This window comes from Bacillus sp. mrc49, from assembly GCF_002803435.1.
In genome coordinates this window covers 21937-43363 of the sequence record NZ_PHNG01000640.1, presented here as the reverse complement: position 1 = coordinate 43363, position 21427 = coordinate 21937, and the positions used below count along the sequence as shown (strand labels likewise).

The window sequence follows — 21427 nt, the reverse complement described above, 5'->3', positions numbered from 1 at the left end:
TCACCTACTTAAAATAAAAACGCGTGATAAAGTCAACGCTACTTTTATTTGCACCTGTAATTACTATTTGATTATATCCAGGGATCAAAGACGGAAAGCGCCCTTCTGTTTTGGCTATCTTTCCATTTACCGTTACATATTGTCTGAGTATCATCACTTTCGCATTAGTCAATTTTCCTTTTATCGTAAGGTATTCACCTGTATTATTGTTTTTAATTTTCACATTCGTTCCAGACAAGACTAAGTCAACGCTATAATCATGCTCAGTGGGATAAAGTCGAACATCACCGCCGTTATACACTTTAAAACTATAATTATTGTTAAAACGGTATACTAAATCTTCCTGTGGAATATTCATACCCACACCATACATTTCTCCGCCGAGATTATAGAATTCATTGGCCATAAATTTAGATTCAGCAAACCCAGTTATACAAGTGAATTCCACATCGAATTCCTTAAAGTTCTTGCTTGAGTCTTTATCAATATTAAAGTTACCATCACAGATAACTAGCCATCGTTTATAGGGCTCAAATTCATTAGAAATATAGTAAGGTTCATCGCGTACCAACAGCTTATATACTTCATGCCTCCATAAGTAGAACTGCTCTGGAATTCTACTGTTTATTAGGAGCTTTACGACGATTTTTCGTTCTTTGTAAACCGTCTTTCTTTGGTTGGTCAATATAATACCATTCCTACCTGGAAGAGCTAAACTTTTCCTGTCCACAATTGGAGCTTCTGGACTAAATGATGACAAACGCACTTTAGGGAGCAAATCATTAAGGCTCTGCTCCCCATCACCGAAATCAAGTTTTAAATCATACCTCATTACCTTATCCCCCTATTGAAGGATTTCGTGCTTAATTTCTTTGTTCCACGATCATCCAATACTGTACCTATTAGATTTTTTTCTAAATAGATATCTGTATTTTTATTAACAATTTCCCGTAATAAATTCACTTGTTCAGCTAGATAGGAAATAATTGAACCATTGTCATTGTCATTGCCTTGTGGAGGCTGTACTCCCAATGCCCGACCTGCCTCTGCCCACATTCCTAAGTTGTTTTTTCGATATTTTGGTTCAGAAGTAAGAACCCACTCTTTCCACCCGTTCTCACCTAACTCTGCTAATTGGTGATGATTAATCTCTCCACCTGTTGCATATTTTCTTGTACCTCTAGGTCCCCATCCTCGCTTGCCATAAGGTAAGTCTCTTCGCCATGTACTGTTATTAAAAAAAGCCAAGAGTTGATCGTAACCAGAATAAATATTATTGTGTCCTCTCATTGAATAAGCACGGAACGTTTGCGGAATGTATTGAAGTAACCCACGAGCCGGATTTCCATTCAAGGTGTTGATATCACGTACCGCTGAGCTTTGAGTGATTTTTTGATTGCCGCCTGATTCCCTTTGGATTTGAGCGATGATACCATTTAATTCAGAGTTATTTATGCTTTCTTTCATAGCTACAGCCGCTTTCATGATTTGCCCTCTCCAAGCTGATGCACCGCCTGAAATATTTGGACCTTCACCGCCGCCGCCAAATGTGAATTGACCCAGTAGCCCTTTCATCCAATTTGAACCCATATTCATCATGGAGCTAATTGGGTTTCCGGTTAACTTGTTCATCCAGTTAGGAATCACTGAGTCTTTCAAATTGAATTTTTCAAATGTTTTTCCTAAAAAGTGTTTGGGCCCTTTGAACATCCAATCAAAGTAATCACCGGTTCCTTTTTCATATCCATTGAACCCATGACTTTTTAGAAGCATTTCGGTTTTCTTATTAGGTAAAACGCTAGTTCCTTTAGATAGGTGTCTTAGCTCTGGGCCACTGGAACCAGAAAGATACGTACCAACTTTAGGGTCATGGATTAATTCTCGGCCTTTCTCAGAAACAAGGGCCATTCCATCAGCAGGGTGCCCTCCTGATGGGGTTCCTTTTGCATATTCAGAAGTAGTTTTTTTCTTAGGTACATGGGGTTTTAAAGTTGGAGTCTCTTTCGTTTTACCGCCACCAAATATCCCCTTAATCCAATCAACAGCTTTTTTAATTCCGCCGACCATTTTATCCCAACCATTAAGAACCTCGCCTGTCTCCCAATTCACATCGCTAATATGATCTTTTGCTTGTGCCTTGGAAGCTTTAACAACACCCTTATGCATACTTTTGGCTTTACCAACAGCCTCGTCTCTTTTGCGTCCTGCTTCCCTGATTATTGCATCTGCTTCTTCAGCAGAAAGTGAACCTGTCTCATCGCGTTCCCGAATAGCTGCAGCTACTATTTTGTTATACTTATCATTCGCTTCTTTAATTGTCCCATCTTTCGCTTTCTTACTTTCGGCTACAGTTTTGGCAGCCGTCCTTGCTGAAATAGATCCAGATTGTAGCCTTAATCTTTCCATGATAGCTAATTGTTCTACTTCGCCTTCAGACAACGTTTTAACTGCCATATCCATCATTTGTTGTTTGATTGCTGCAATTTCTGCCTTTTCTAATTGAGATGTTTCTCGTTTTTGCTCAACAGCTCTATCCGTGATTTCCTTAACTCTCGCTTCATACTTTTGAATTTTATCTAGTTTCTCTTGGTTAGTTGTTTCCATTTTCCCCAGCAATTCTTGTTCGTAACTATTACTAAGCCAGCTACTTTCTTGAAATAAACCTTGAATGTGTTTAGTACTGTCTTCAAAATCCTTTTTTAAGTTGGCCGAAATTATTCCGCCCATTTTACTGAATGTACCTACCAAATCATCTGCCATCTGCTGCGATACTGCTTTTCCTGAATAAGCTAAGAGGTTTAATTGAACAGTAGCATCGTCATTCAGCTTTTTGTATCCTAATACTGCTTTAGTCGTTGAATCAGAAACCTTATTACCAAACTCAGTTAACCTAGGAATCTGTTCTTCTTTAAGATGCTTATATAGCTTGTATCCACCTTGGGCAAGTAAAGTAACGCCGGTAATAGCTAGACCAACTGGACCACCAAAAGCAGCTAATCCGCCCCTTGCAAGCACTAACATGGAACCCAAGTTCTTAAAGGTTTTTGCAGCTCCAAAAACCTTAGCTCCCATGCTTGCAACACTACCACCGCTTGTTATTGCGGTTTTACCGTATCCTAAAAGGCTTTTTCCACCTTTTAATATTTCCGGCAGGAACATTGTCGCGATTCCTGCAACCATTCCCCACTTACCGCCAAACATAGTCATGGCACTTCCAGCAGCTGTTGCTCCGCCGCGTACTGCCCCCATTCCCTTTGTGGACTTCGCCATTGCGGCATTGGCTGTATTCATCTTGGTGGAAGCTACAACTGCAGAGTTGCTTAGTGTATTTACCGAGGCACTCGTAAGAACCGTTTGAGTTCGGTACTTTCCTAACCAACCTATGCCAGTAGCCAATCCACCCGATACAATTCCTATGGATTTGAACAGGGCAGCCATACCGAGTGTTATAGGTGCTATTCCGGCGGCAACCAATCCAAGAATAATCACTGTCTTTTTGGCTTCTGGACTCAAGTCAGAGAATTTGTCCCCCATTTTACCTAGCCATTCAGCTAGATCTCGAACACTAGGTGTCAATACATCTGAAACTTGAATACCAATAGATTCCATCGTCCCCATTAACGCTTCCATTGCTCCAGCAAAATTATCATTCATAATTTTAGAAGCTTTAGCAGACGCACCACTTGAGTTTTCAAGTGATTCCGTCATTTTGTCGATTTCTTTAGGACCAGCTTTCATTAGTGAAAGCATTCCAGATACCGCTTCTTTTCCCACAAGACTTGCAAGTGTTGCTGCCTTCTGGGTCTCTGTTTGACCCTCCATAGAATCTGAAAGGTTTTCAACAAGTTTTGAAAGTCCTACGAAGTTTCCTTCAGCGTCTGTTATGGCAATCCCCATCGTATCCATCATTTTGCTGTTTGCTTCTGATGGATTTAACAGCGAAAGCAAAGCAGAACGTAAAGTGGTTCCTGCTTGTTCACCTTTCATACCAGCGTTCGTCATTATACCGATAGATCCAGATAGTTCTTCTAAACTGACACCAAGTGCTGCAGCAGGAGGTCCGGCATATTTCAACGCATATTGCATGTCTGTTATATCCGCGGCTGAAGCATTTGCTGTTTCAGCTAAAATATCAGCTACTTCAGATGCTTTCTCCGCCTTTAAACTAAAAATATTTAAGGCTGAAGACATAACTTCAGCTGTTTGAGCCATATCGGATCCAGACGCCTCACTTGCCGCGATAATACCCGGCATTGCTCCCATCACCTGATTCGCATCATAACCAGATTTGGACATTTCCAACATGCCTGTAGCAACCTCTGAGGCGGACTTTGTTGTACTTGCGCCTAATTTAATAGCTTGGTCCCTCATTGCCCCTAACTGATAGCCTGTGGCTCCCGAAACGGCTTGAATCTTGCTCATTTCCTTATCAAATTTCATTCCTGTTTTTACAGCTACTGTAGCCAAACCTGCAATAGGAGCAGTAACGGACAAAGCCATTGTCCTGCCAAACTCACTCATTTTATTTCCTGTGCTTGACATATTGTTTGAAAAGGTGGACATCCCCCGGCTTGCTTTGTGCCATTTAGAATTCAATGTATCAACTTTCTTAGATGTTTCATTCAAATTGCGACCAAGGGTATTATAATAAGCAGTTGCCCGGTTCAGTTTTGCCGCTGCTTCTAAAGTCTCTTTATTATCAGCACCGCGCGCTTTTGCCAATTCATCATACTTTTTCTTTAATGCCTGAACCTGTTGACCTTGTAATGCATACTGCTTCCCTAATATGACTTGTTTGCTTTTTAGGGCATCAAGTGAATTCCCATATTTGCCGAACTGGGATTGGGAAGCCTTCATTTCACTTTTTACGAGATTCATTTTTTGCAAAAGGTTTTTCTGTCCTTTGTCAAAATCTGCTCCATCCAGACCAACGCGAACTATCATGGAGCCAATCTCTTCAGCCATACTTCCACCTCCTAGAATACGGCATCAATAGGAACCACTTTTTGATCTTTGAACCTATTTCTTTTTCTTTTGGCAGATCCACTGTCCTTAATCTTTGTTAATGAGTGATTTAACAGCTCATAATAAAAGTGAATATCCATATCATCCACATCTTTTAACGGCCACCCTCTTTTGTTGACAAGGTGATCATAAGTATCGAGTAAATCGTTATAAATTTGTCTTATTTGGCTTTCCCTAGGTTCTCTAGGGCTTCCGCTAAAAAACTATTTTCCGCCTGTTCCATATCTTGTTTCATTTTTGAATAAGGCTTCCAACCTAAGATATCTTTTCGAATAATGTCCCAAAGAACCTCATCAACTTTTCGTGCATCCAATCCATTCTCTAATTGATCAGCTGTAAATTGTTTTTCAAAAATATCTACAATAAGTTCATACTGCTCGGTCAAAGTTGCTTCCTGATCTGATTCACCCTCTTCTAAGGTTTTAAGCAACTTTAATGACTTACGGTAATATTTTGCTGATACGAATGATTGCGTGAATGTTTTTTCTTGTCCTTCTATCATCAAAGTGATTTCCATATCATTCTTCTCCTCCTAATAAACACAAATAAAGCACTACCGAAGTAGTGCTTACCATTACACGATTGGTGTATCTAATTTTGTATAATCAAAGACTTCTTCAAAAAATTCTTCTCGATATGGAGCGAACTCTGCAACAGCAGTGTCACCAACAATTTTAAATACCTCATCAGCATCACGACGGATGAATGTACCCTCGATTTCTTGGTTTTGGAATTCTGGTGAATCGGTTTTTGTATTCCACTCATCAGAAGGGATAGAAAAACGGCCTTTTGTTAGCCAAACAACACGTTCATTACCATCTGACTTATTGCCAGCAAACCCTAATGCAAGATAAGGACCAACAGCACTTTGTTTATATGCAATGACTCCTTTTTTTAATTCCTGACCAAGAATCTCAGCCAATACTTCCATTGGAATTTCATCCACAGTCAAGCTCAATGTTGTTTCGCCAATTTGGGTCATAACATCAATTGGACCATTATCTGCGTATTGAGTTGCAGATTCTTGTGCCGTTTCTACTCCAGCTGTAATGGCTGGTGCAAATGGTTTTACAGCACCGTATGTTGCTTTTCCTTCTGAAGGGTCAGTTAATAATGGTGCATACACAAGATTACGTAAACCTACAATCGCCATGTATTTATTCCTCCTCTAAATTCACTTTTGATGTATACCGCAGTGCTTTTCTCATCGCACCAGTGTTTTCCTCATAAAAAGAAGACACCCCTATTCGTTTGAATTGGAGTGTCTTCATTATTTGATCTATTCTGTTTTGTAAAATGTCTGGGTCACCTTTAGTCCATAGGTCAACTTGAACGGAAATGTCCGAAGCTACAGCTTTGTTATCCCGGTAATCTTCATCGGTATTATCCAATTCAGCGACACGAATATAAGGGTAATCATTGGAATTCTCTTTCGGTACAAACCAACGAAAAACCCTATCCCCGACCGAATCTAATAAACCATTTTCTAAAGCTGAAATAACTGGAACCTCCATATTAATCATAGCCCCAGCCCCTTTTTAAGCTCACTTTTTAGTTTTGCTTGTACATTTTCTTTTGATAATCGTACAGATCGAAGCATAAACGGATTAGGCGGCATGTAAATTGTACCGAATTCAAGAAAATGCGCCCGCCAAGCTGTTTCCTTGCTCGGTCCAACTTGAACGTGAGGAATCCCTTTTATTCGCTTAACTTCACTTACCACAATATCATCCCTAATATGAGTATGGTTAATGTCCGAAACAGATACTTCTTTATACATTGTATCTGCGAGAATCTGGCCGCCTTGCTTTATGGCAGTATTTTGAATCCTTGACCCTTTAAGGCCCAATTCAATGATTCTTTTCCGGATTTCTTCCATTCCATCGACTTCTAGAGAAGTTTTAACCACTAGTCAACCCTCCTACATTGCAATGAGGTCAGGTTTTTCTTACGTGTTCCATATCGCACAGGGCCAATTGTGTATTCTTCGCCTTTGTATTTCAAAAGCATCCCTGGTGTTATTCCATCTTTAGGTCTGATATTAAAAAACACTTCATTTTCCAAATGAGATACAGCAGCCTCAAATAATGCACGTCCTGTGGGTTCATAACGCTCCGCCCAGCAACTGTGAAAGGGAATCCATACCATTTCATTCAGCTTGGTTTCTGGGTTCTTAATCGACTTGTTTTGACCAATTTCAACGCGGCAATCAAGCTTCGCTGGATTCATCGTCCTCACCTTTTAGGAGTTTTTCAATGTGTTCTTTAACGGTTACACGATCTTTCCCTTCAATTTCCTGTTTAAGTAAAGACTCCAGCTCTTCTCTTGAAGTCTCTGAGGAAATTGCCTTTATAATGTCGGATGCTTTTTTATCAAGGATTGTTTCTACGGTGGAATCAATTTCACTCCCAAGAAACCCTTTCTTTTGAAGGAATTCTGCTCGATCTTCGCTATCCGTTTCAAAATGGCTACCAACGGCGTATGCTTCTTTTGTATTTTTATCTATAAATGCTGATTTCACTTCATATTTCATAATAATCACCTCTTAGTAAGTTTTTAATTGCATAATAATAGACTGAAAGGCTATATTGAACTTCTCTATTTTTTGCCCTGGGTCACGATTTTCATATTGAAGGGTGACGTAAAGCATAACAGCCACCTTATATAAGGCACTGTCCCGCTCTGTCACCCCTGCATTGGATAAGTAATCTTTTGCGGCTTCCATTAGCAAACTAATAAGAACATCATCTTCATTACCATCAATCCGCAAATATTCTTTTACTTCACTCAATTCGGGCATGAACAGCCCTCCTTATTAAGCTTCAGGGACAACTTTAGCGATACGGAATGCAGATTTCAACTTAATTTGATGATCCACATAGGCAGTCAAAACAAAATCTTCGATACCAGTACGAACGTTTTTGTCGCGCTCATACAAAACATCTAAATCATAGTTGAAATGTGAATATGCAAAATCTCCTACAATTGGTTCAGAAGCAGCATCGATAAACTCAACACCTTTTCCCCAAATAGATTCAGGAGGAGCAGCAAAATAAGTTGAATTTCCGTTATTTAAGAACTTAACCACTTTTGTATAATCTGCATAATTCATGACAACCTTAGCATTTTCACGGTAATCCTCATGTAAATCAGCAAGAGCATTTACAACTGCTTCGTAAATATCAGCGCCGTTTACAGTTTTAATGGCTGTCGCACCAGTTTGGTAGAAAGACATGTGCTCTTCTCCAGATTTCGGTGTCTTAGCAAAAGATACTTTCTTTTCTTTGGCAGCAAGGCCCGATTCAAGTGCACGTTCCACACTTTGTACAAGATTTATGTTACTGCCTCGTAGAACCGTCTCAGAAACAGGAGCAAACACTTTGAATTTGTTTCGTGTGAATTTGACTACATCACCAGTTACCGCTAATTCGTTTGCAGTTTCTGTATCCGCAATAAAATCATCGTCATCTAATGTGAACGAAATTTTTGGCACTTCAAGGTTCATTAGGTTTGTGAAGGTGGAAATGTTTCGTAATGGATTCTTGACCAAAGGTTCCATTAGAATTTCATCAGACATTGTCGTTGGTAACAATTTCTCTCCGCCGGTATTATTACGATCACCAAGAACGGCCATAACATCCTTTGACACAGCCTGATTACGAATAGTCGCACGAATTAATTCAGCTTTAGCTTTAATGACTTTTTGCTTCGGGTCATTTTCTGCAGCAATTCCAAGATTTTGAATGTTTTGGTTTTCTGCGAATCTAGCTTTTTGCTCCGCTTCCAATACATCATGTTGCTCTTTAATTACATCAAAACGAGCTTTAATGTCCTCTTTTGATTTTTGGAGGGCTTTAATATCCTCCAAGGTGGCAGTTGGGTCAATCGCCTTTTGAGAAAGTTCTCCTTCGTATTTTTGGAGTTGTTGCCCAAGAGTAGCCATGTTTTGTTTTAGCTCAAAAAGAGTGCTGCCGCCGAAGTGCTGAAGATCAAGTTTTAATAGACTTGTTACCGGTTTAAACCAATTCATTTGTAAGTTTGCGTTTTTCACATTTTTCATTCTAAAGTCCCCCTAAAATTGTTGTTAAATAAGCTTGATTAGCTACTGATTGTTCTACAATTTGTTTTCTATATGTCATTTCTTCAGCTGAAATTGTATTCTTTTGTTCAACTTTAAATAATTCACCAGGAACATCTTTATAACGACTTAATAATTCAATATCGGCACATGCAATGGCATCCTTCGTTTCTTCTAAAACAGTGATATCAAAAAACTCAGCAGCTTCATTTGCATCCAGCCAATTATCTTTTCCATTAAGCAATTCTTTTACTTTTTCATCAGTTAACGTGTCGGTTCCCTTTGATAAATAAGCTGGAATGCATGTTTTTGCTTCCGTTTTGTCTAACCAATCAGCCTGTTCTCTGCAATCGACCGCATTCGCACCCCAAAGTGAGATCATAGGTTTATGGATCATTAAAAATGTATTTTCGTACATATAAATATTGTCAGCCTTCATGATTAATATGGAAGCAGCACTAGCAGCAATCCCATCCACATATGCATTTAAAACCATTCTGCTTTTCATTCTCTCGAGCTGGTTCATCATTGCTATTGTTGTAAAAACAGAACCACCTGGGGAATTGACGTACATATTAAGTGTTTTTACAGTTATAGGTAATGCTTCTAACGATTCTTTGAATTCCGAGAGCGTTACATCTGCGTCATTCCACTTATAACCACTAATAATTGCTCCATAAATAAAAAGATCAGCTGACTTTTCGTCTGCTGATGCTTTCATTTCCCAATATTTATTCAGCTTCTTTTCCACTTGTCTTCACCCCCTTTCGTTGACTTGGGTCCATTTCTAACGGATACATGTCTCCAGAAATCCAAAGTTCATCAGCTTTTCCGCCAATTGGTGGGTAATCTTCAAGCCGCCTTACTTCATCCGGCTTCATTCCGCCACTTCTCAGCATTACCTGATATAGTTGGGTCCTAGCTGCTGTGTCACCACGAAGCAAACCGCCGAGCGTGAATTTAAAGTACAATCCGCTCTTTCTTTCCCCTACATTAAGTAACTTTCTATTAAATTCCTGTTCATATTGTCTAACTATAGGAGTAAGAGTCATCTGCACAAATTGAATCATCATCTGTTCATTTGAAGAAAAATTCAGACCCTCAATATCATTCAAGAATGATGTCGGTACATTAAATACATTGGCAACACGAGAACGAGTAACTTTTTCAGATGCCAATGTGTCAGCAGCAAAATATTTACGTTCCATGTCTTTAACGGAAACACCTGGTTCTTGAAAAAGAATCCCGCCATTTTCTTGATAAAACCGTTTAAAGTCATCTATAATACGTTGTCGTTTATCAGAGTCAACATTAGCCCCATACTCTAAAATAAAACTTTCTTTTTTCTGCATTTCAGACAGGCTAAATTCTTGAACGGATTTATCGTATTCCAATGTATTTTTAAGAACATCTATTGGACTGATACCTTGCCACCTTGAAACTCCAGTAATATGTTTAACATGGAGAATATTCATATTATGAATATAGTACGTGCCATTAACACCACGAACCTCATACCATAAACTATTGTCATCTGTATTGAGGAATGGGGTCACATAGCTTGAATCGATCGGTATTAACGCTTCGGGTTGCATTCGGATATCTCTGATAATTGCTGAATATCCGTTACCTGTTTCATTTCTCGAAACTTCCATTTTGTTAATCCAATCAAAGCCAGTCATGTTTTGATTGGGACTGTTTATGATCATGTCAGCCACATTGTTTGTAAGGGTGTCGTAGTCCTTATATAGCTTCAAGGGCAATGATGAAAGAGTATTAGCCAATCTGCTCACGACGCTGAAAATTGTTTCATTTGAAGCTAATTTACTGTTGTCTATGCCCCAGAACTTACGTCCAAACCAGGATGAAAAATCATATCCTGCCCCTTTCCAACCAGCTGCTGCACCTTTTAAAGCCATTTTCAATTTATTAGGCCATTTCAAATTCTCACCACCTTTCAATTATCCAAATAGATCACTAACAGACACAAATTCAATATCTCCATTTCCCTGAGGTGTCGTTAATATCTCCATTGTTTTAATATGAGAGTTCAACATGGCAGCAAAGCCATCGATTTTACGATAACGATTTTGTTTTTGTGGAAGCCAACTGCCGTTTTCATTTTTCTTTAACTTCACGTTGTTGATATACCACCTCAACAACCTGTTCTTATTAAAAATAACTTTCCCATCCATGAACATCGTTTCTAAATCACGAAGACCAGGTGTTAAAGTTAATGGTCCCTGCCTTACAACTTCGGTAACGAATCCATAACTTTCAAGATCCTTAACTAACCTGTATGCTTTGGCCGGATCGTACGCAATCTTTTCAATCGTGTAAATTTTAGACTTCGCAACAAACCAATCGTAGACCTTTTCCAATTTGATATAATCCTCATCCACTATGGTTAAAAGTCCGTCTTTAGCGAATTCTAGATATGGGATTTTTTCATTATCTGCCAGCACCTTTTTTCTTGGTATCCAAGAGTGAGACAAAACAAATACCTCCCCAGTATCAAGAGGGAATTCAAGACAAGCGCTTGTGAAATCCTCGGATTCGGAAAGGTCAAATGATCCTATACAATTTCTATTTTTCAGTGTGTCGATATCAATGACCTTGTCATTGCGTTTGATTACGGAATAGTCCAGGAATGATTGCTCATCTGATTTAACAAAAAGATTCAAACGTTTCGTTATAAAGTCACTTCGTTCAGCCGGGATGTGCTTTCGGCTTTCCCATTCTTCAATAAGTGTTTCCAATTTAAGAGTTGTCCCCAAGTTAGGATTTGCCTTAATCCAGTTTTCCGGATTATCAAGGTCATCCTTTTCATCCAATTCCGCTAAAAAATAAAAACAACGTTCATCATCAATCACGCCATCTAAAACGTCTGCAGCTTTATCATAGTAATCCACAAGTGGACCATCTAATTGATATCCTGCTGTCGTTATATACAAAAGGAGTGGTTGTTTCCGGGCCCCTGTACTGTTTTTGATTACATTGATTAACTTGTAGTTTTTATATTCATGGATCTCATCAAATACACCAAAGCTACAGTTTTTGCCATCCATCTTTTTACTGTCAGTTGCCAAAGGGATAATCTTGGACATGGTCCGACCAAACCGTATTTCTTTATTAGTAGGATCAAAATGGCGATTGAGAATTGGTGAGGATTTAACCATTGCAACGCATTCATCGAAAACCTCTTTTGCTTGCTCTTTTGAGTTCGCCAGCTGATAAACCCGAGCCCCATTCTCTCCATCCTTTGATGAACTATAAAGAGATAAACCAGATACCAATGTTGATTTACCATTTTTCCTTCCAACAAAAATAAGGCCCTCTTTAAAGCGCCGTATTCCTGTTTCTTTATGAACCCACCCATACAACGACCCAACAATAAAATGCTGCCAGGGTTGCAATTCTAATCGATCGTAATCACCCTGAGAAGGTTTGCAAAATCGCTGAATGTATTCGACTGGACGATGGCCCTTTTCTCCATCGAAAACATAAGGGAACTTCTTCGTCCCTTGTCTTTCCAAGTCCTTCAAGTGCCTTTGACAAGCTTGAAAAACCTTTTTGGAAGTTATGATGTTATGAGAAGTTACCCCTTTGGCATATTCTGTTGTTAATAATTTAGAATCGCTCAAAATCATCACCCTTGCTGTCTTCCGCTTCTCCTCCGTCAATTGGTATCACATCTGAAACTTTTCTATCTGAGGCAGGGGTGAGCTTTAACTCTGCCTGAAGTTTACGCTGCTGCTCAATAATTTTTAAGATTTTATCCACCGATTTATTATCCCGGTACATTTCCTGACTGCCATTTTTGAAGAGCTCAACAGTTCCCCGCTTTTTCACATCAGCAATCGAATCCTGTTTCATTTGTTCAAGCAGGACCATGTTATCAACTAAGATTATTGTTCTTTTACTCAAGTTGTTATCGATCCGCAATTCATCAATAAGCGTTTTAAATAGGTCTTTTGCTAATTGGCGTGTAATTCCTGACTTAGGTTTGTACACCTACACCCCCCCCTCATATATAAAAATTCCAGTTTCGGTGCAAACGAAGGACCATCGTCGTTCTTTTCCTGCATTAATCAATAATTTCAGGGGTAGGGGGGCCTATCCGAATACTTTCCCCTTAGCTCCGTCATCCTCGTTTCAATTTTCCTTTTAATATCATCGATTTTCTGATTAAAATCATCGATATGATTCACAGTGCCCTTTTTATAAATCTTTTTTAATTTGTTTTGATGCTGCCTAATGTAATCATCCGTAATGAATGCAAAGAACTTTGTTTGACAATGAGAACAAGTGAAGAAGGATTCCCTTATCCCTTTGCAATGGTTCTTTTCCTGCAGCGTGACCACGAAGGTGAGCTTACAGTTGTCGCACTGACTATCCATCCCTACCACATCTCCTCATTCGCTTTACTTGTCACGACTCTGATCTTCTTGCTGACCTTGACTTCCTTCTTGCTACCTCTGTCCGGATGCTCACCGTTATGACAAGGATTGCAAAGACTCTCGAGGTTATCAATGTCCAAAGCCTTGCTCTGGTCTGCTTTGTATTCGATGACGTGATGAACCACGTCTGCAGGTGTGATCCGTTTCTTTCTCAAACATTCCTGGCAAAGATGATTGTCTCTTGCCAATACAATAGCGCGGCACTTCTTCCAGGCAGCAGAGTTATAGAACTTCTTGGCTTCTTTATCACGCTTATATTTATTATAGTGCGCTTGCTTACCCATTTACTTCACGTACTTAACGGAAATCTGAGACTTATTTTCGTCCACAAATTCTGCCTTCAAACTGCCCTTCAGCTTATTCTCATCGATAGAGAACTCAACTTCCACGAATGGATATTTGTTCATGAATTGTTCTACCTGTGCTTTTATTGGTTCGTAATCTTTTTTACACTGCTCGGCCATTTCAGCAATATCAGACATATCGAGATTAATATTCAACCTTATCCCCTTCTTCCTAATTAATCAGGTATCATAATAAAGTTAAATCCATTTATGAAGGTGATCAGCGTTGACTGAAGAAAAATACAATGGCTATGACACAACCGCTATTTACGACTACAATGAACATCCTGACATTAAAAGTGGTCGATGTGACAATTGTGATAAAGCCCAGTTCAAAAGTTCAGTTAAGGACTTTGTCTATATTCGTGAGTGTCGCCATTGTGGCATGAAGAATATTATCTGACCCTGTGATGGGTCGTTTTTTATTTACTTCTCACTCTTCCTCCAACCTTTATATACGTATCACGATTCTTACCCATGATATCTTCCCAATCTTTAAAACTTAATTCCTTTTTCCTCTTAGGCTTGGATTCAGGTTTTCTCTGCTTGCTGCCTTTTCTAAGTTGATTGAACTTCTGAATATCCGATTTAGATAAATGGTCAGCGAACTTCATCATGATCATCCTTCTTAAATTAATAAAAGACAGTTCAGAGGGTTTTCTTTATATATTTTCTTTAAAGATTTTCTTTAGGATTTCTGCTCTAATGAAGGAAAAAAATTCAGAGTACTGCGATTCGAGTACTCTAGCGTACTGCAATCCGAGTACTCTGCCGTACTGCAATTCGAGTACGCTAACTACCGTACTGCAATCCGAGTACGGAACAATCGTTTGTATGTTTTCGGGCATAAAAAAAGCACCCAATTGAATGAGTGCTTAGTTACTCTATCATATTTACAAATAAATCAACCTTCTTCTATTCTATCAATACCACGAGAAGTGATTTTGGCATGGTAAGTGTTTCTACCCAGAATTTTATAGTCAATTAATCCTTTATCATGAAGATATTCATATGCTAAATGCTCCTGTTTATCTTCTTCATTTTCATAAAGGTCTGTATATTTTATACCTGCTGGTCTTCCACCAGCTTTTTCATTATGATCATATAACGCTTGAAGTTTTTCTTCTCTTAAGGCTTTCTTTTGCTCTACAGTCATTCGACTCACCTCCTTTTTCCCTATACATTCGACAAAAAGAGATGGATTCCTTCCAAAGTAAAGCACCCTCAATAAGGATGAGCTTAATATTAAATTATATGAATGCTTCTTCTAATCTTTTATAAAACGATGCGCAAAAATCTTGAATTTCCTCTAAACAAAGCCTCAAGAAATTTATAACATTCAAGTTCTGATCTTCGAATACAAAAAATCCATTTTCCCACTTCAATACTTCACTTAGTAAGACAGGATTAATATCTCCTTCAATACTTGCATTTCGAATAGCAAAGTTTCCAGTTGGAAGTCCATTAAATGTAGCGCCATTTACAATTATAGTAGAACTTTCATCTGCTGATAAAAATCCTCCTATTGAGATTCCTTTATTAATCTGGCGAGAAGGCTCAGTTAATTGATCATGTTTATTTTCATTTGTAAGTTTACACATGTAGGATAAAAACTTTTCATTTTTGAATTTACTAAAATCTTGAAGACCTAATATTAAATTTCTAATTAAGGTATCTGATAAGCCAGGGAGATTCTTTTCAATACTTTGATTAAATGCAGCTACATCTTTACCATACGGAAAATACACATTTTTATTTTTACTTTTTAATTTCTTTTCCCTACCGCTCTGAGTAACTACATATTGAAAAATGTCCTGGGCACAATATTCCAAACTACTACGGCAATGCTCCAAGAAGCTTTTTATCTTTGGCACAACAATAGTAGGATCCTCCGTTTCCTTTATGTGCCTATCAATTATTTCTTCAATTTGACCCAACATTTCTTCACATTCAATAAACAAATATTCGCAATGCTTTTTTCTCATTCTATACACCCCTTTTGCGCTATAGATTCGACAAAAAGCATGCATTTCCCTCTTCAACCAGAAAGGTACGACACCATGTGACGCCCCGTTTCCTTTATTCTCGATAATATAAATTTAACACGTATTTCTCCTAACAACACACATCGCACCCTCAAATTATCAATAGTTTTTTCTAATGTTTTCCCTAATTCCCTCGTACTTTATTTGCTTATATTTTTCATAGATTTTATAATTCAATTACATATATTGTGAGAGGAAGGTTACCCATGCCAATCTATGAGTATGAGAAGAATGGGAAAACTGCCTACTACTATGCCTTTGAAGTAAAGGATACAACAGGCAAACGTAAAACGATTAAGAAGCGAGGTTTTACTGGAAAGAAAGAAGCAAGAGATGCAGAAGCAGCTGCCCGGACAGAATGGTTAAAAGGCAGTTATATAGATCCCTCTAAGATTACCTTCGGCGAATACATTCAAGAGTGGTTAGATAATAAACAAGATATCTCCCCTGAGACAAGACACACAAACAACGGCCACCTATCCAATCATATTATCCCTGAGCTTGGTCACATCCCTTTACAAAAAGTCAGCGTGACTCACATTGAACGTCTTATCAAGGCTCTGCAGGATAAAGAATTGGCTGATGGTACTGTCCGTAAAATATACAATTTGATTCATACTTGCTTTAAAACAGCAGTAAAAAAGGAATTGATCATCAAGAACCCGTTTGATCTTTTAGATAAAGGTTCTAAACCTCGGACCAGTAAACCTAAAATTGATTACTGGACAACTGAGGAAGTTAAACAGTTTCTTACTAAGATAGACGGCCGATACCGTATATTGTTTATCTTGGCGATCTATACAGGCATGCGCCGCGGCGAGCTCTTGGGCTTACGTTGGAAGGATATCAACTTTGAAACTTCCCAAATACGAATCAGTCAGTCATTAAAGGCTCGACAAGGCCTAATTAAAGGCGTTAAGACAGATTCAGGGTACAGGTCCATTACTGTCGCACCGACCGTTATAAACGAGCTTAAGAAGCATAGAACTATGGTTCTTAAAGAGAAGTTAGCCTGTGAGGATTATGAAGATCATGACTTAGTGGTTTGCCAAGTGGATGGCCGGCCTCGGGCTTTAGGAACCTTCGACCGTGATTGGAAAAGAGTATTAGAAAGAACAGAGATGAGGAAGATCCGTTTTCATGATTTGCGGCATACATGCGCATCCTTGCTATTCAGTGCAAATGTTCACCCTAAGATCGTCCAGGAGCAATTAGGGCATTCCTCTATCAAAATTACCTTAGATACCTATTCTCATATGATGCCAAACATGCAGGCTGATGCAGCTAAGGTTCTTGAAAAAATGCTGAACAATTACTCTTAAATCCTTTCTAGTATTTTGCTGTTATTTCAGATTTCCTACCAAACTCCCTACCAAACGAAAAAAATGATAAGAAAAAACCGCCTAAAATCCTTATTCATTAAGGTTTAGGCGGTTTTTTAATTTTATATGATCTCTTACGACCCCGAAGGACTAATAATATGAATCTTTCAACAGTTTATCACCTTAAAGTACGGATGTAAAATATCTGATTGGAAATGGTTCATTTGTTACAGAAACTGCCTCCCTTGTCTATTGAACCGTTAAGGGTTTTTGAAAACCGTTCGATGTGCTCCAAAAAGGTTATTCAAGTAAAAATGGTGGAATAAGATATAGAAGCCACACTACATTCAAGGAGGAATCCCATGCTTATTGTCATCTTTAACTTGATTTTTTATTTATTCGTCGTCACCATGAATTTTTTGGCCAATTTCCTGCCATTCAACGGCCAAACATCCGGAGAGGTCTCCGATAAACTGGATGTTCTTTTCACCCCTGCAGGTTATGTATTTTCCATATGGGGGTTCATTTACCTTCTACTCGCCATCTGGGTATTCAGGCAGTTTGCAGGTGAGCACAGGAACAGTCCTGCTGCCAAGGCATCATTCCCGTGGTTCGCTTTAAGCTGTGTGCTGAACGGGGCCTGGCTCTTGGCTTGGCATTACGAACACTTTTTGTTATCCGTTTTCATCATCCTTGCGCTTTTAACTACGCTTTTGGTCATTTATACACGTATAAAAAAGGTTACGCACACTGGTTTCGACCTATTCCCATTTTCCATTTATTCAGGTTGGGTAAGCGTTGCGACCATCGCTGATATTTCTTATTACCTCACTTATATTGAATGGGACGGTTTTGGGATTTCAAAGGTCACCTGGACAATCACTATGCTGATTGTAGCAACAATCCTGGCTTTTGCCTTTGCAAGCAAAAACCGGGATTGGGGCTATCCGCTCGTATTCGTTTGGGCGTTCATCGGCATCGGGGTCCGCAATGGTGCCAACTACCCGGTCATCACGACCATTTCCTATATCCTTGCCGCTGTCATCTTGGTCATATCCGTGACCATCTTCATCAGGAATCGAAGGAATATATAAATAGATACAAGTACCTCAAAAGGCTTGTTGCAGATCGTCCCAGATGTCTTGCCAAGCTTCCAGTCCAACCGATAATCGGATGAGCTGATCGCTGATGCCCATTTGCCGGCGCGAATCTTCAGGGACGGCCGAGTGCGTCATGGTAGCGGGATGCTGGATCAATGTTTCGGCATCCCCTAGGCTGACGGCAATTTTGATTAATTGCAGTTTATTGAGAAATCCCTGGGCGTCCTCTTTTGTACCATGCAATTCAAAAGAAATAAGACCTCCCCCATGTTTCATCTGCTTTTCCATAATATAATGGTCCTCGTGCGTTTCATCCCCTGGATAGTAGACCCTTTTCACCTTTGGATGCTTCTTCAGCTCGCGGAAGATTTCCATTGCATTGGCAGAGTGCCGATCCATCCTCACAGGCAAAGTCTTCAATCCCCGTAATAGTAACCAGGCATCGAATGGGGAAATGATCCCGCCAATATCTTTTTGTGTCGTTCTCGCTACGTGATTCATGAAGTCTTTGCTGCCTACGACGAGCCCGGCAACGACGTCCCCATGTCCGCATAGATATTTCGTTGCGCTGTGAAGGACGATGTCACAGCCATATTCAAGCGGTCTCTGTAAGTAGGGGGTGGAAAAGGTATTATCGACAACCACCGTCACATTGCACTCCTTCGCAACTCTCACCACCATCTGTAAATCAATCATTTTCATCGTCGGATTTATCGGGGTTTCCACATAAATGCAGGTCGTTTGCGGACGGATCATCCTCCTCACCTGCTCCTCTGTATCCATTGCACAAAAATCATGATCGATGCGATATTTATTTTTCATTAACTGCAAAAGACCGAACGTGCAGCCATATAATCCCTGTGAACAAAGGATGTGGTCATCCGTCTTAGTCAAAGCGAATAGCACAGCCGAGACCGCAGCCATTCCCGAACCGAAGGCAAGCCCGGCTTCAGCTCCCTCCAAGGCGGCGATTTTTGCTTCCAGCACTTGTACCGTTGGATTTCCAAGACGAGAATATATATATCCCTCTTCCAAACCTGCAAAACGCCGTTCCCCTTGCTCCGCCGTATCGAAAGTGAAAGTAGAGGTCTGGAATAAGGGTGTAGTCAAGCTCCCTAAATGCTCCTTCGAGTCATATCCTTCATGGATGACTGACGTTTCGAATCGTTTATGCTTATCTGCCAAATTGACTCCTCCCAACCTATGTCTATTCCTATTTTATGCCAGAAATTATGTTATTGGAAGCGTTTTCATTGAGCGTGCACAACATTTTCACGTCCTAATATGGTCCCATCCTTTCTGAAAACTCCCGGTCATCTTATTCATGCAACAGAACGAAAAAACCATCCTACATCGAATGGTTTTTTCCTTTATCACTATTTGCGGTTGAGCTAAGGGAACTTAATCTATTACGAATCAGCGGGGTAAAGTAATTAAGAACCGGACCTCCCAAGCAAACGGTTAAGAGCGTTCCAATACCGATCGGCCCGTTGAAAGCGAGTGCCATTCCCAAGAAGAAAAGATATATGAATGTTTTTGAGAATAATATATTCATGCCAGTTAAATCCTGAATGATGAACATCAAACGATCTACAGGAATCGGGGCAAAGTTGGCATGTAAATAAATAGCCGTTCCTAACCCGATGACTGTTAATCCGACTAGTACACAAAAAAGTTTAGTGAGCATATGTTCCGGCTGTATCAAGGTTTGCAGTAAAAAGAGCCATAGATCAATCCCAATGCCTGTTATAAAAGCTGTTATTACCCCTAACACTTCCGGCCTTTGCCTGCTTAATAGGGCATTAAACAATATCATGACGGCCGCTATGATGAATTCCCAGCTTCCAACCGTCAGGCCGACTTGTATGGAGAGTCCGACCAAAAGGGCATCGAATGGCGATGTTCCTAGATCCGATTGTATCGTCAAGGAACAGCCTAGTGTTAAAATCATGATCCCCGTTACATAGTGGATGAACTTCGTTTTACCCACGTTAAACAGCCTTATTCATTAATCAATTCTTTTATCATGAGAATATGGGGACCGCCGTCTTCCATGAAAACATCTGAAGAAGTCCGGTAGCCAAGCTTTTGATAAAAACCCTCGGCTTGAGTTTGCCCATGTAATTTAACCTGCGCTATCCCCTTCTCCCTCGCGATTTCTTCCAATTTTTTTATGATCCTTTTCCCTAGGCCGAACTTGCGATAAGCCTCCAGGATACAGATCCTTTCCAATTTTCCTAACTCATCGACGACCCTTAGCCGCCCAGTTCCGACAGGCTGATCATTATAAAAAACTAAAATATGATCAGCTTGACCATCGAGTGTATCGAATTCGTCAAATTCATCTTCCAATCCGAAACCTTGTTCCTCAACAAATACTTCTTTTCTGATTGCAAAAGCCAAATCCAATTCGTCAGCCATCGTTATTTTTTTTGAATCCACTGAACTTCATCACCTTTCTAGATTTATTCCATTAGACAAGTCATAATACATTCATAACCTTGTAATAGTATAAATGAAATTCATTTTGTTGTAAATACAACAAAAAAAGAAATGGGGATTTTCGAATGAAGGAAATACTTCGTGAAATAGGAATGATTGCAAGAGCATTGGACTCGATAAGCAATATAGAATTCAAAGATTTTGACCTGACGAAGGGTCAGTATTTATATCTTGTCCGAATCTGTGAAAATCCTGGAATCATTCAAGAAAAGGTAGCAGAAATGATAAAGGTTGACCGCACGACAGCAGCTCGTGCCATCAAAAAGCTCGAGAATCAAGGTTTCATTGTAAAGAAAAATGATGATTACAACAAAAAAATCAAAAAATTATATCCTACTGATAAGGGTGATAGGGTTTATGTATATTTAAAGAAAGAAGGCGAGTATACCGACAAGGTCGCCTTGGCCGGTTTATCTCCAGAAGAAATTGAAGCGATGTTTCATCTTCTTCACAAGGTCAGAAAGAATATTGAGGTCGATTGGGAATATGTGAAGAAAGGAAACAAAAGGGAGTATTGATTTTCCATTCAGTTCAATTAAAAAGCGACAGCC

27 protein-coding genes are annotated in these 21427 nt (G+C 39.4%); 4 read left to right on the top strand and 23 right to left on the bottom strand.

The genetic code is table 11. From position 1 onward, the window contains the following. Nucleotides 1–4: 4 nt before the first annotated feature. The 17 genes from CVN76_RS07330 to CVN76_RS07250 all read right to left on the bottom strand — a co-directional run bounded on the left by CVN76_RS07330 (nt 5) and on the right by CVN76_RS07250 (nt 14063). A complete protein-coding gene (locus tag CVN76_RS07330; RefSeq protein ID WP_100530735.1) occupies nt 5–832 on the bottom strand; it encodes a phage tail family protein in 828 nt (275 codons plus the stop codon). Next, nucleotides 832–4965, bottom strand: coding sequence for a phage tail tape measure protein (locus CVN76_RS07325; RefSeq protein ID WP_100530734.1), 4134 nt, complete (start codon nt 4963–4965; stop codon nt 832–834). Before CVN76_RS07325 ends, CVN76_RS07330 begins: the two co-directional genes overlap by 1 nt. A gap of 220 nt (nt 4966–5185) precedes the next feature. Then, nucleotides 5186–5542 carry a phage tail assembly chaperone G gene (gene gpG, locus CVN76_RS07320; protein WP_052137203.1) on the bottom strand — a complete coding sequence of 119 codons (357 nt, stop codon included), beginning with the start codon at nt 5540–5542 and terminating at the stop codon, nt 5186–5188. A 57-nt stretch (nt 5543–5599) separates the two neighbouring features. Further along, a complete protein-coding gene (locus CVN76_RS07315; protein ID WP_100530733.1) occupies nt 5600–6178 on the bottom strand; it encodes a major tail protein in 579 nt (192 codons plus the stop codon). 4 nt (nt 6179–6182) lie between these two features. After that, entirely contained in the window at nt 6183–6548 is a 366-nt protein-coding gene (locus tag CVN76_RS07310; RefSeq protein ID WP_100530732.1) for a DUF3168 domain-containing protein, read from the bottom strand. After that, nucleotides 6545–6934: an HK97-gp10 family putative phage morphogenesis protein gene (locus CVN76_RS07305; RefSeq protein ID WP_100530731.1), complete on the bottom strand. Its 390-nt coding sequence runs from the start codon at nt 6932–6934 to the stop codon at nt 6545–6547. Before CVN76_RS07305 ends, CVN76_RS07310 begins: the two co-directional genes overlap by 4 nt. Next, on the bottom strand, nt 6934–7254 hold the full coding sequence (locus CVN76_RS07300) for a phage head closure protein (RefSeq protein WP_100530730.1): 321 nt from the start codon (nt 7252–7254) through the stop codon (nt 6934–6936). Before CVN76_RS07300 ends, CVN76_RS07305 begins: the two co-directional genes overlap by 1 nt. Further along, entirely contained in the window at nt 7235–7558 is a 324-nt protein-coding gene (locus CVN76_RS07295) for a hypothetical protein (RefSeq protein ID WP_100530729.1), read from the bottom strand. The genes CVN76_RS07300 and CVN76_RS07295 overlap by 20 nt, the downstream gene beginning before the upstream one ends. A 12-nt stretch (nt 7559–7570) precedes the next feature. Then, entirely contained in the window at nt 7571–7825 is a 255-nt protein-coding gene (locus CVN76_RS07290; RefSeq protein ID WP_100530728.1) for a head-tail connector protein, read from the bottom strand. 15 nt (nt 7826–7840) lie between these two features. After that, on the bottom strand, nt 7841–9055 hold the full coding sequence (locus CVN76_RS07285; protein ID WP_100530779.1) for a phage major capsid protein: 1215 nt from the start codon (nt 9053–9055) through the stop codon (nt 7841–7843). A gap of 31 nt (nt 9056–9086) precedes the next feature. Continuing rightward, entirely contained in the window at nt 9087–9854 is a 768-nt protein-coding gene (locus CVN76_RS07280) for a head maturation protease, ClpP-related (protein ID WP_157805591.1), read from the bottom strand. Next, complete coding sequence (locus CVN76_RS07275; protein WP_100530778.1) at nt 9835–11022, bottom strand: phage portal protein; 1188 nt, start codon at nt 11020–11022, stop codon at nt 9835–9837. Before CVN76_RS07275 ends, CVN76_RS07280 begins: the two co-directional genes overlap by 20 nt. A gap of 42 nt (nt 11023–11064) precedes the next feature. Further along, entirely contained in the window at nt 11065–12753 is a 1689-nt protein-coding gene (locus CVN76_RS07270) for a terminase large subunit (RefSeq protein WP_100530726.1), read from the bottom strand. Further along, nucleotides 12734–13117 carry a P27 family phage terminase small subunit gene (locus tag CVN76_RS07265; protein WP_061142620.1) on the bottom strand — a complete coding sequence of 128 codons (384 nt, stop codon included), beginning with the start codon at nt 13115–13117 and terminating at the stop codon, nt 12734–12736. The genes CVN76_RS07270 and CVN76_RS07265 overlap by 20 nt, the downstream gene beginning before the upstream one ends. Before the next feature lie 86 nt (nt 13118–13203). Next, on the bottom strand, nt 13204–13503 hold the full coding sequence (locus CVN76_RS07260; RefSeq protein ID WP_100530725.1) for a hypothetical protein: 300 nt from the start codon (nt 13501–13503) through the stop codon (nt 13204–13206). Nucleotides 13504–13505: 2 nt separating this feature from the next. Then, nucleotides 13506–13847, bottom strand: a complete 342-nt coding sequence (locus tag CVN76_RS07255; protein ID WP_100530724.1) for an HNH endonuclease — start codon at nt 13845–13847, stop codon at nt 13506–13508. Then, nucleotides 13848–14063, bottom strand: a complete 216-nt coding sequence (locus tag CVN76_RS07250; protein WP_100530723.1) for a hypothetical protein — start codon at nt 14061–14063, stop codon at nt 13848–13850. It abuts the gene before it with no gap. A 70-nt stretch (nt 14064–14133) separates the two neighbouring features. Between CVN76_RS07250 and CVN76_RS30890 the strand changes: the two genes are divergently transcribed. Further along, the gene (locus CVN76_RS30890) at nt 14134–14310 is read left to right on the top strand and encodes a hypothetical protein (protein ID WP_232732136.1); all 177 of its coding nucleotides are present in this window, start codon (nt 14134–14136) and stop codon (nt 14308–14310) included. A 19-nt stretch (nt 14311–14329) separates the two neighbouring features. Here the strand turns inward: CVN76_RS30890 and CVN76_RS07245 are convergent, their stop codons facing one another. The 3 genes from CVN76_RS07245 to CVN76_RS07230 form a co-directional block, all read right to left on the bottom strand. Beyond that, nucleotides 14330–14524 carry a hypothetical protein gene (locus CVN76_RS07245; RefSeq protein WP_157805588.1) on the bottom strand — a complete coding sequence of 65 codons (195 nt, stop codon included), beginning with the start codon at nt 14522–14524 and terminating at the stop codon, nt 14330–14332. Nucleotides 14525–14811: 287 nt separating this feature from the next. Then, complete coding sequence (locus tag CVN76_RS07235) at nt 14812–15063, bottom strand: hypothetical protein (RefSeq protein WP_100530720.1); 252 nt, start codon at nt 15061–15063, stop codon at nt 14812–14814. A gap of 94 nt (nt 15064–15157) precedes the next feature. Further along, a complete protein-coding gene (locus CVN76_RS07230; protein ID WP_100530719.1) occupies nt 15158–15892 on the bottom strand; it encodes a hypothetical protein in 735 nt (244 codons plus the stop codon). Nucleotides 15893–16158: 266 nt separating this feature from the next. On the opposite strand from CVN76_RS07230, the gene CVN76_RS07225 reads away from it, so the two are divergent. Beyond that, nucleotides 16159–17274 carry a tyrosine-type recombinase/integrase gene (locus CVN76_RS07225; RefSeq protein ID WP_100530718.1) on the top strand — a complete coding sequence of 372 codons (1116 nt, stop codon included), beginning with the start codon at nt 16159–16161 and terminating at the stop codon, nt 17272–17274. Nucleotides 17275–17636: 362 nt separating this feature from the next. Then, on the top strand, nt 17637–18368 hold the full coding sequence (locus CVN76_RS07220; RefSeq protein WP_100530717.1) for a tryptophan-rich sensory protein: 732 nt from the start codon (nt 17637–17639) through the stop codon (nt 18366–18368). A 15-nt stretch (nt 18369–18383) separates the two neighbouring features. On the opposite strand, the gene megL is transcribed toward CVN76_RS07220, so the two are convergent. The 3 genes from megL to CVN76_RS07205 form a co-directional block, all read right to left on the bottom strand. Next, the gene (gene megL / locus CVN76_RS07215; RefSeq protein ID WP_100530716.1) at nt 18384–19559 is read right to left on the bottom strand and encodes a methionine gamma-lyase; all 1176 of its coding nucleotides are present in this window, start codon (nt 19557–19559) and stop codon (nt 18384–18386) included. A 163-nt stretch (nt 19560–19722) separates the two neighbouring features. Continuing rightward, the gene (locus tag CVN76_RS07210; RefSeq protein ID WP_100530777.1) at nt 19723–20325 is read right to left on the bottom strand and encodes a YczE/YyaS/YitT family protein; all 603 of its coding nucleotides are present in this window, start codon (nt 20323–20325) and stop codon (nt 19723–19725) included. Nucleotides 20326–20375: 50 nt separating this feature from the next. Beyond that, on the bottom strand, nt 20376–20816 hold the full coding sequence (locus CVN76_RS07205) for a GNAT family N-acetyltransferase (RefSeq protein ID WP_198512519.1): 441 nt from the start codon (nt 20814–20816) through the stop codon (nt 20376–20378). Nucleotides 20817–20941: 125 nt separating this feature from the next. Between CVN76_RS07205 and CVN76_RS07200 the strand changes: the two genes are divergently transcribed. Further along, nucleotides 20942–21394: a MarR family winged helix-turn-helix transcriptional regulator gene (locus tag CVN76_RS07200; protein WP_100530715.1), complete on the top strand. Its 453-nt coding sequence runs from the start codon at nt 20942–20944 to the stop codon at nt 21392–21394. The last annotated feature ends 33 nt before the right edge of the window (nt 21395–21427 follow it).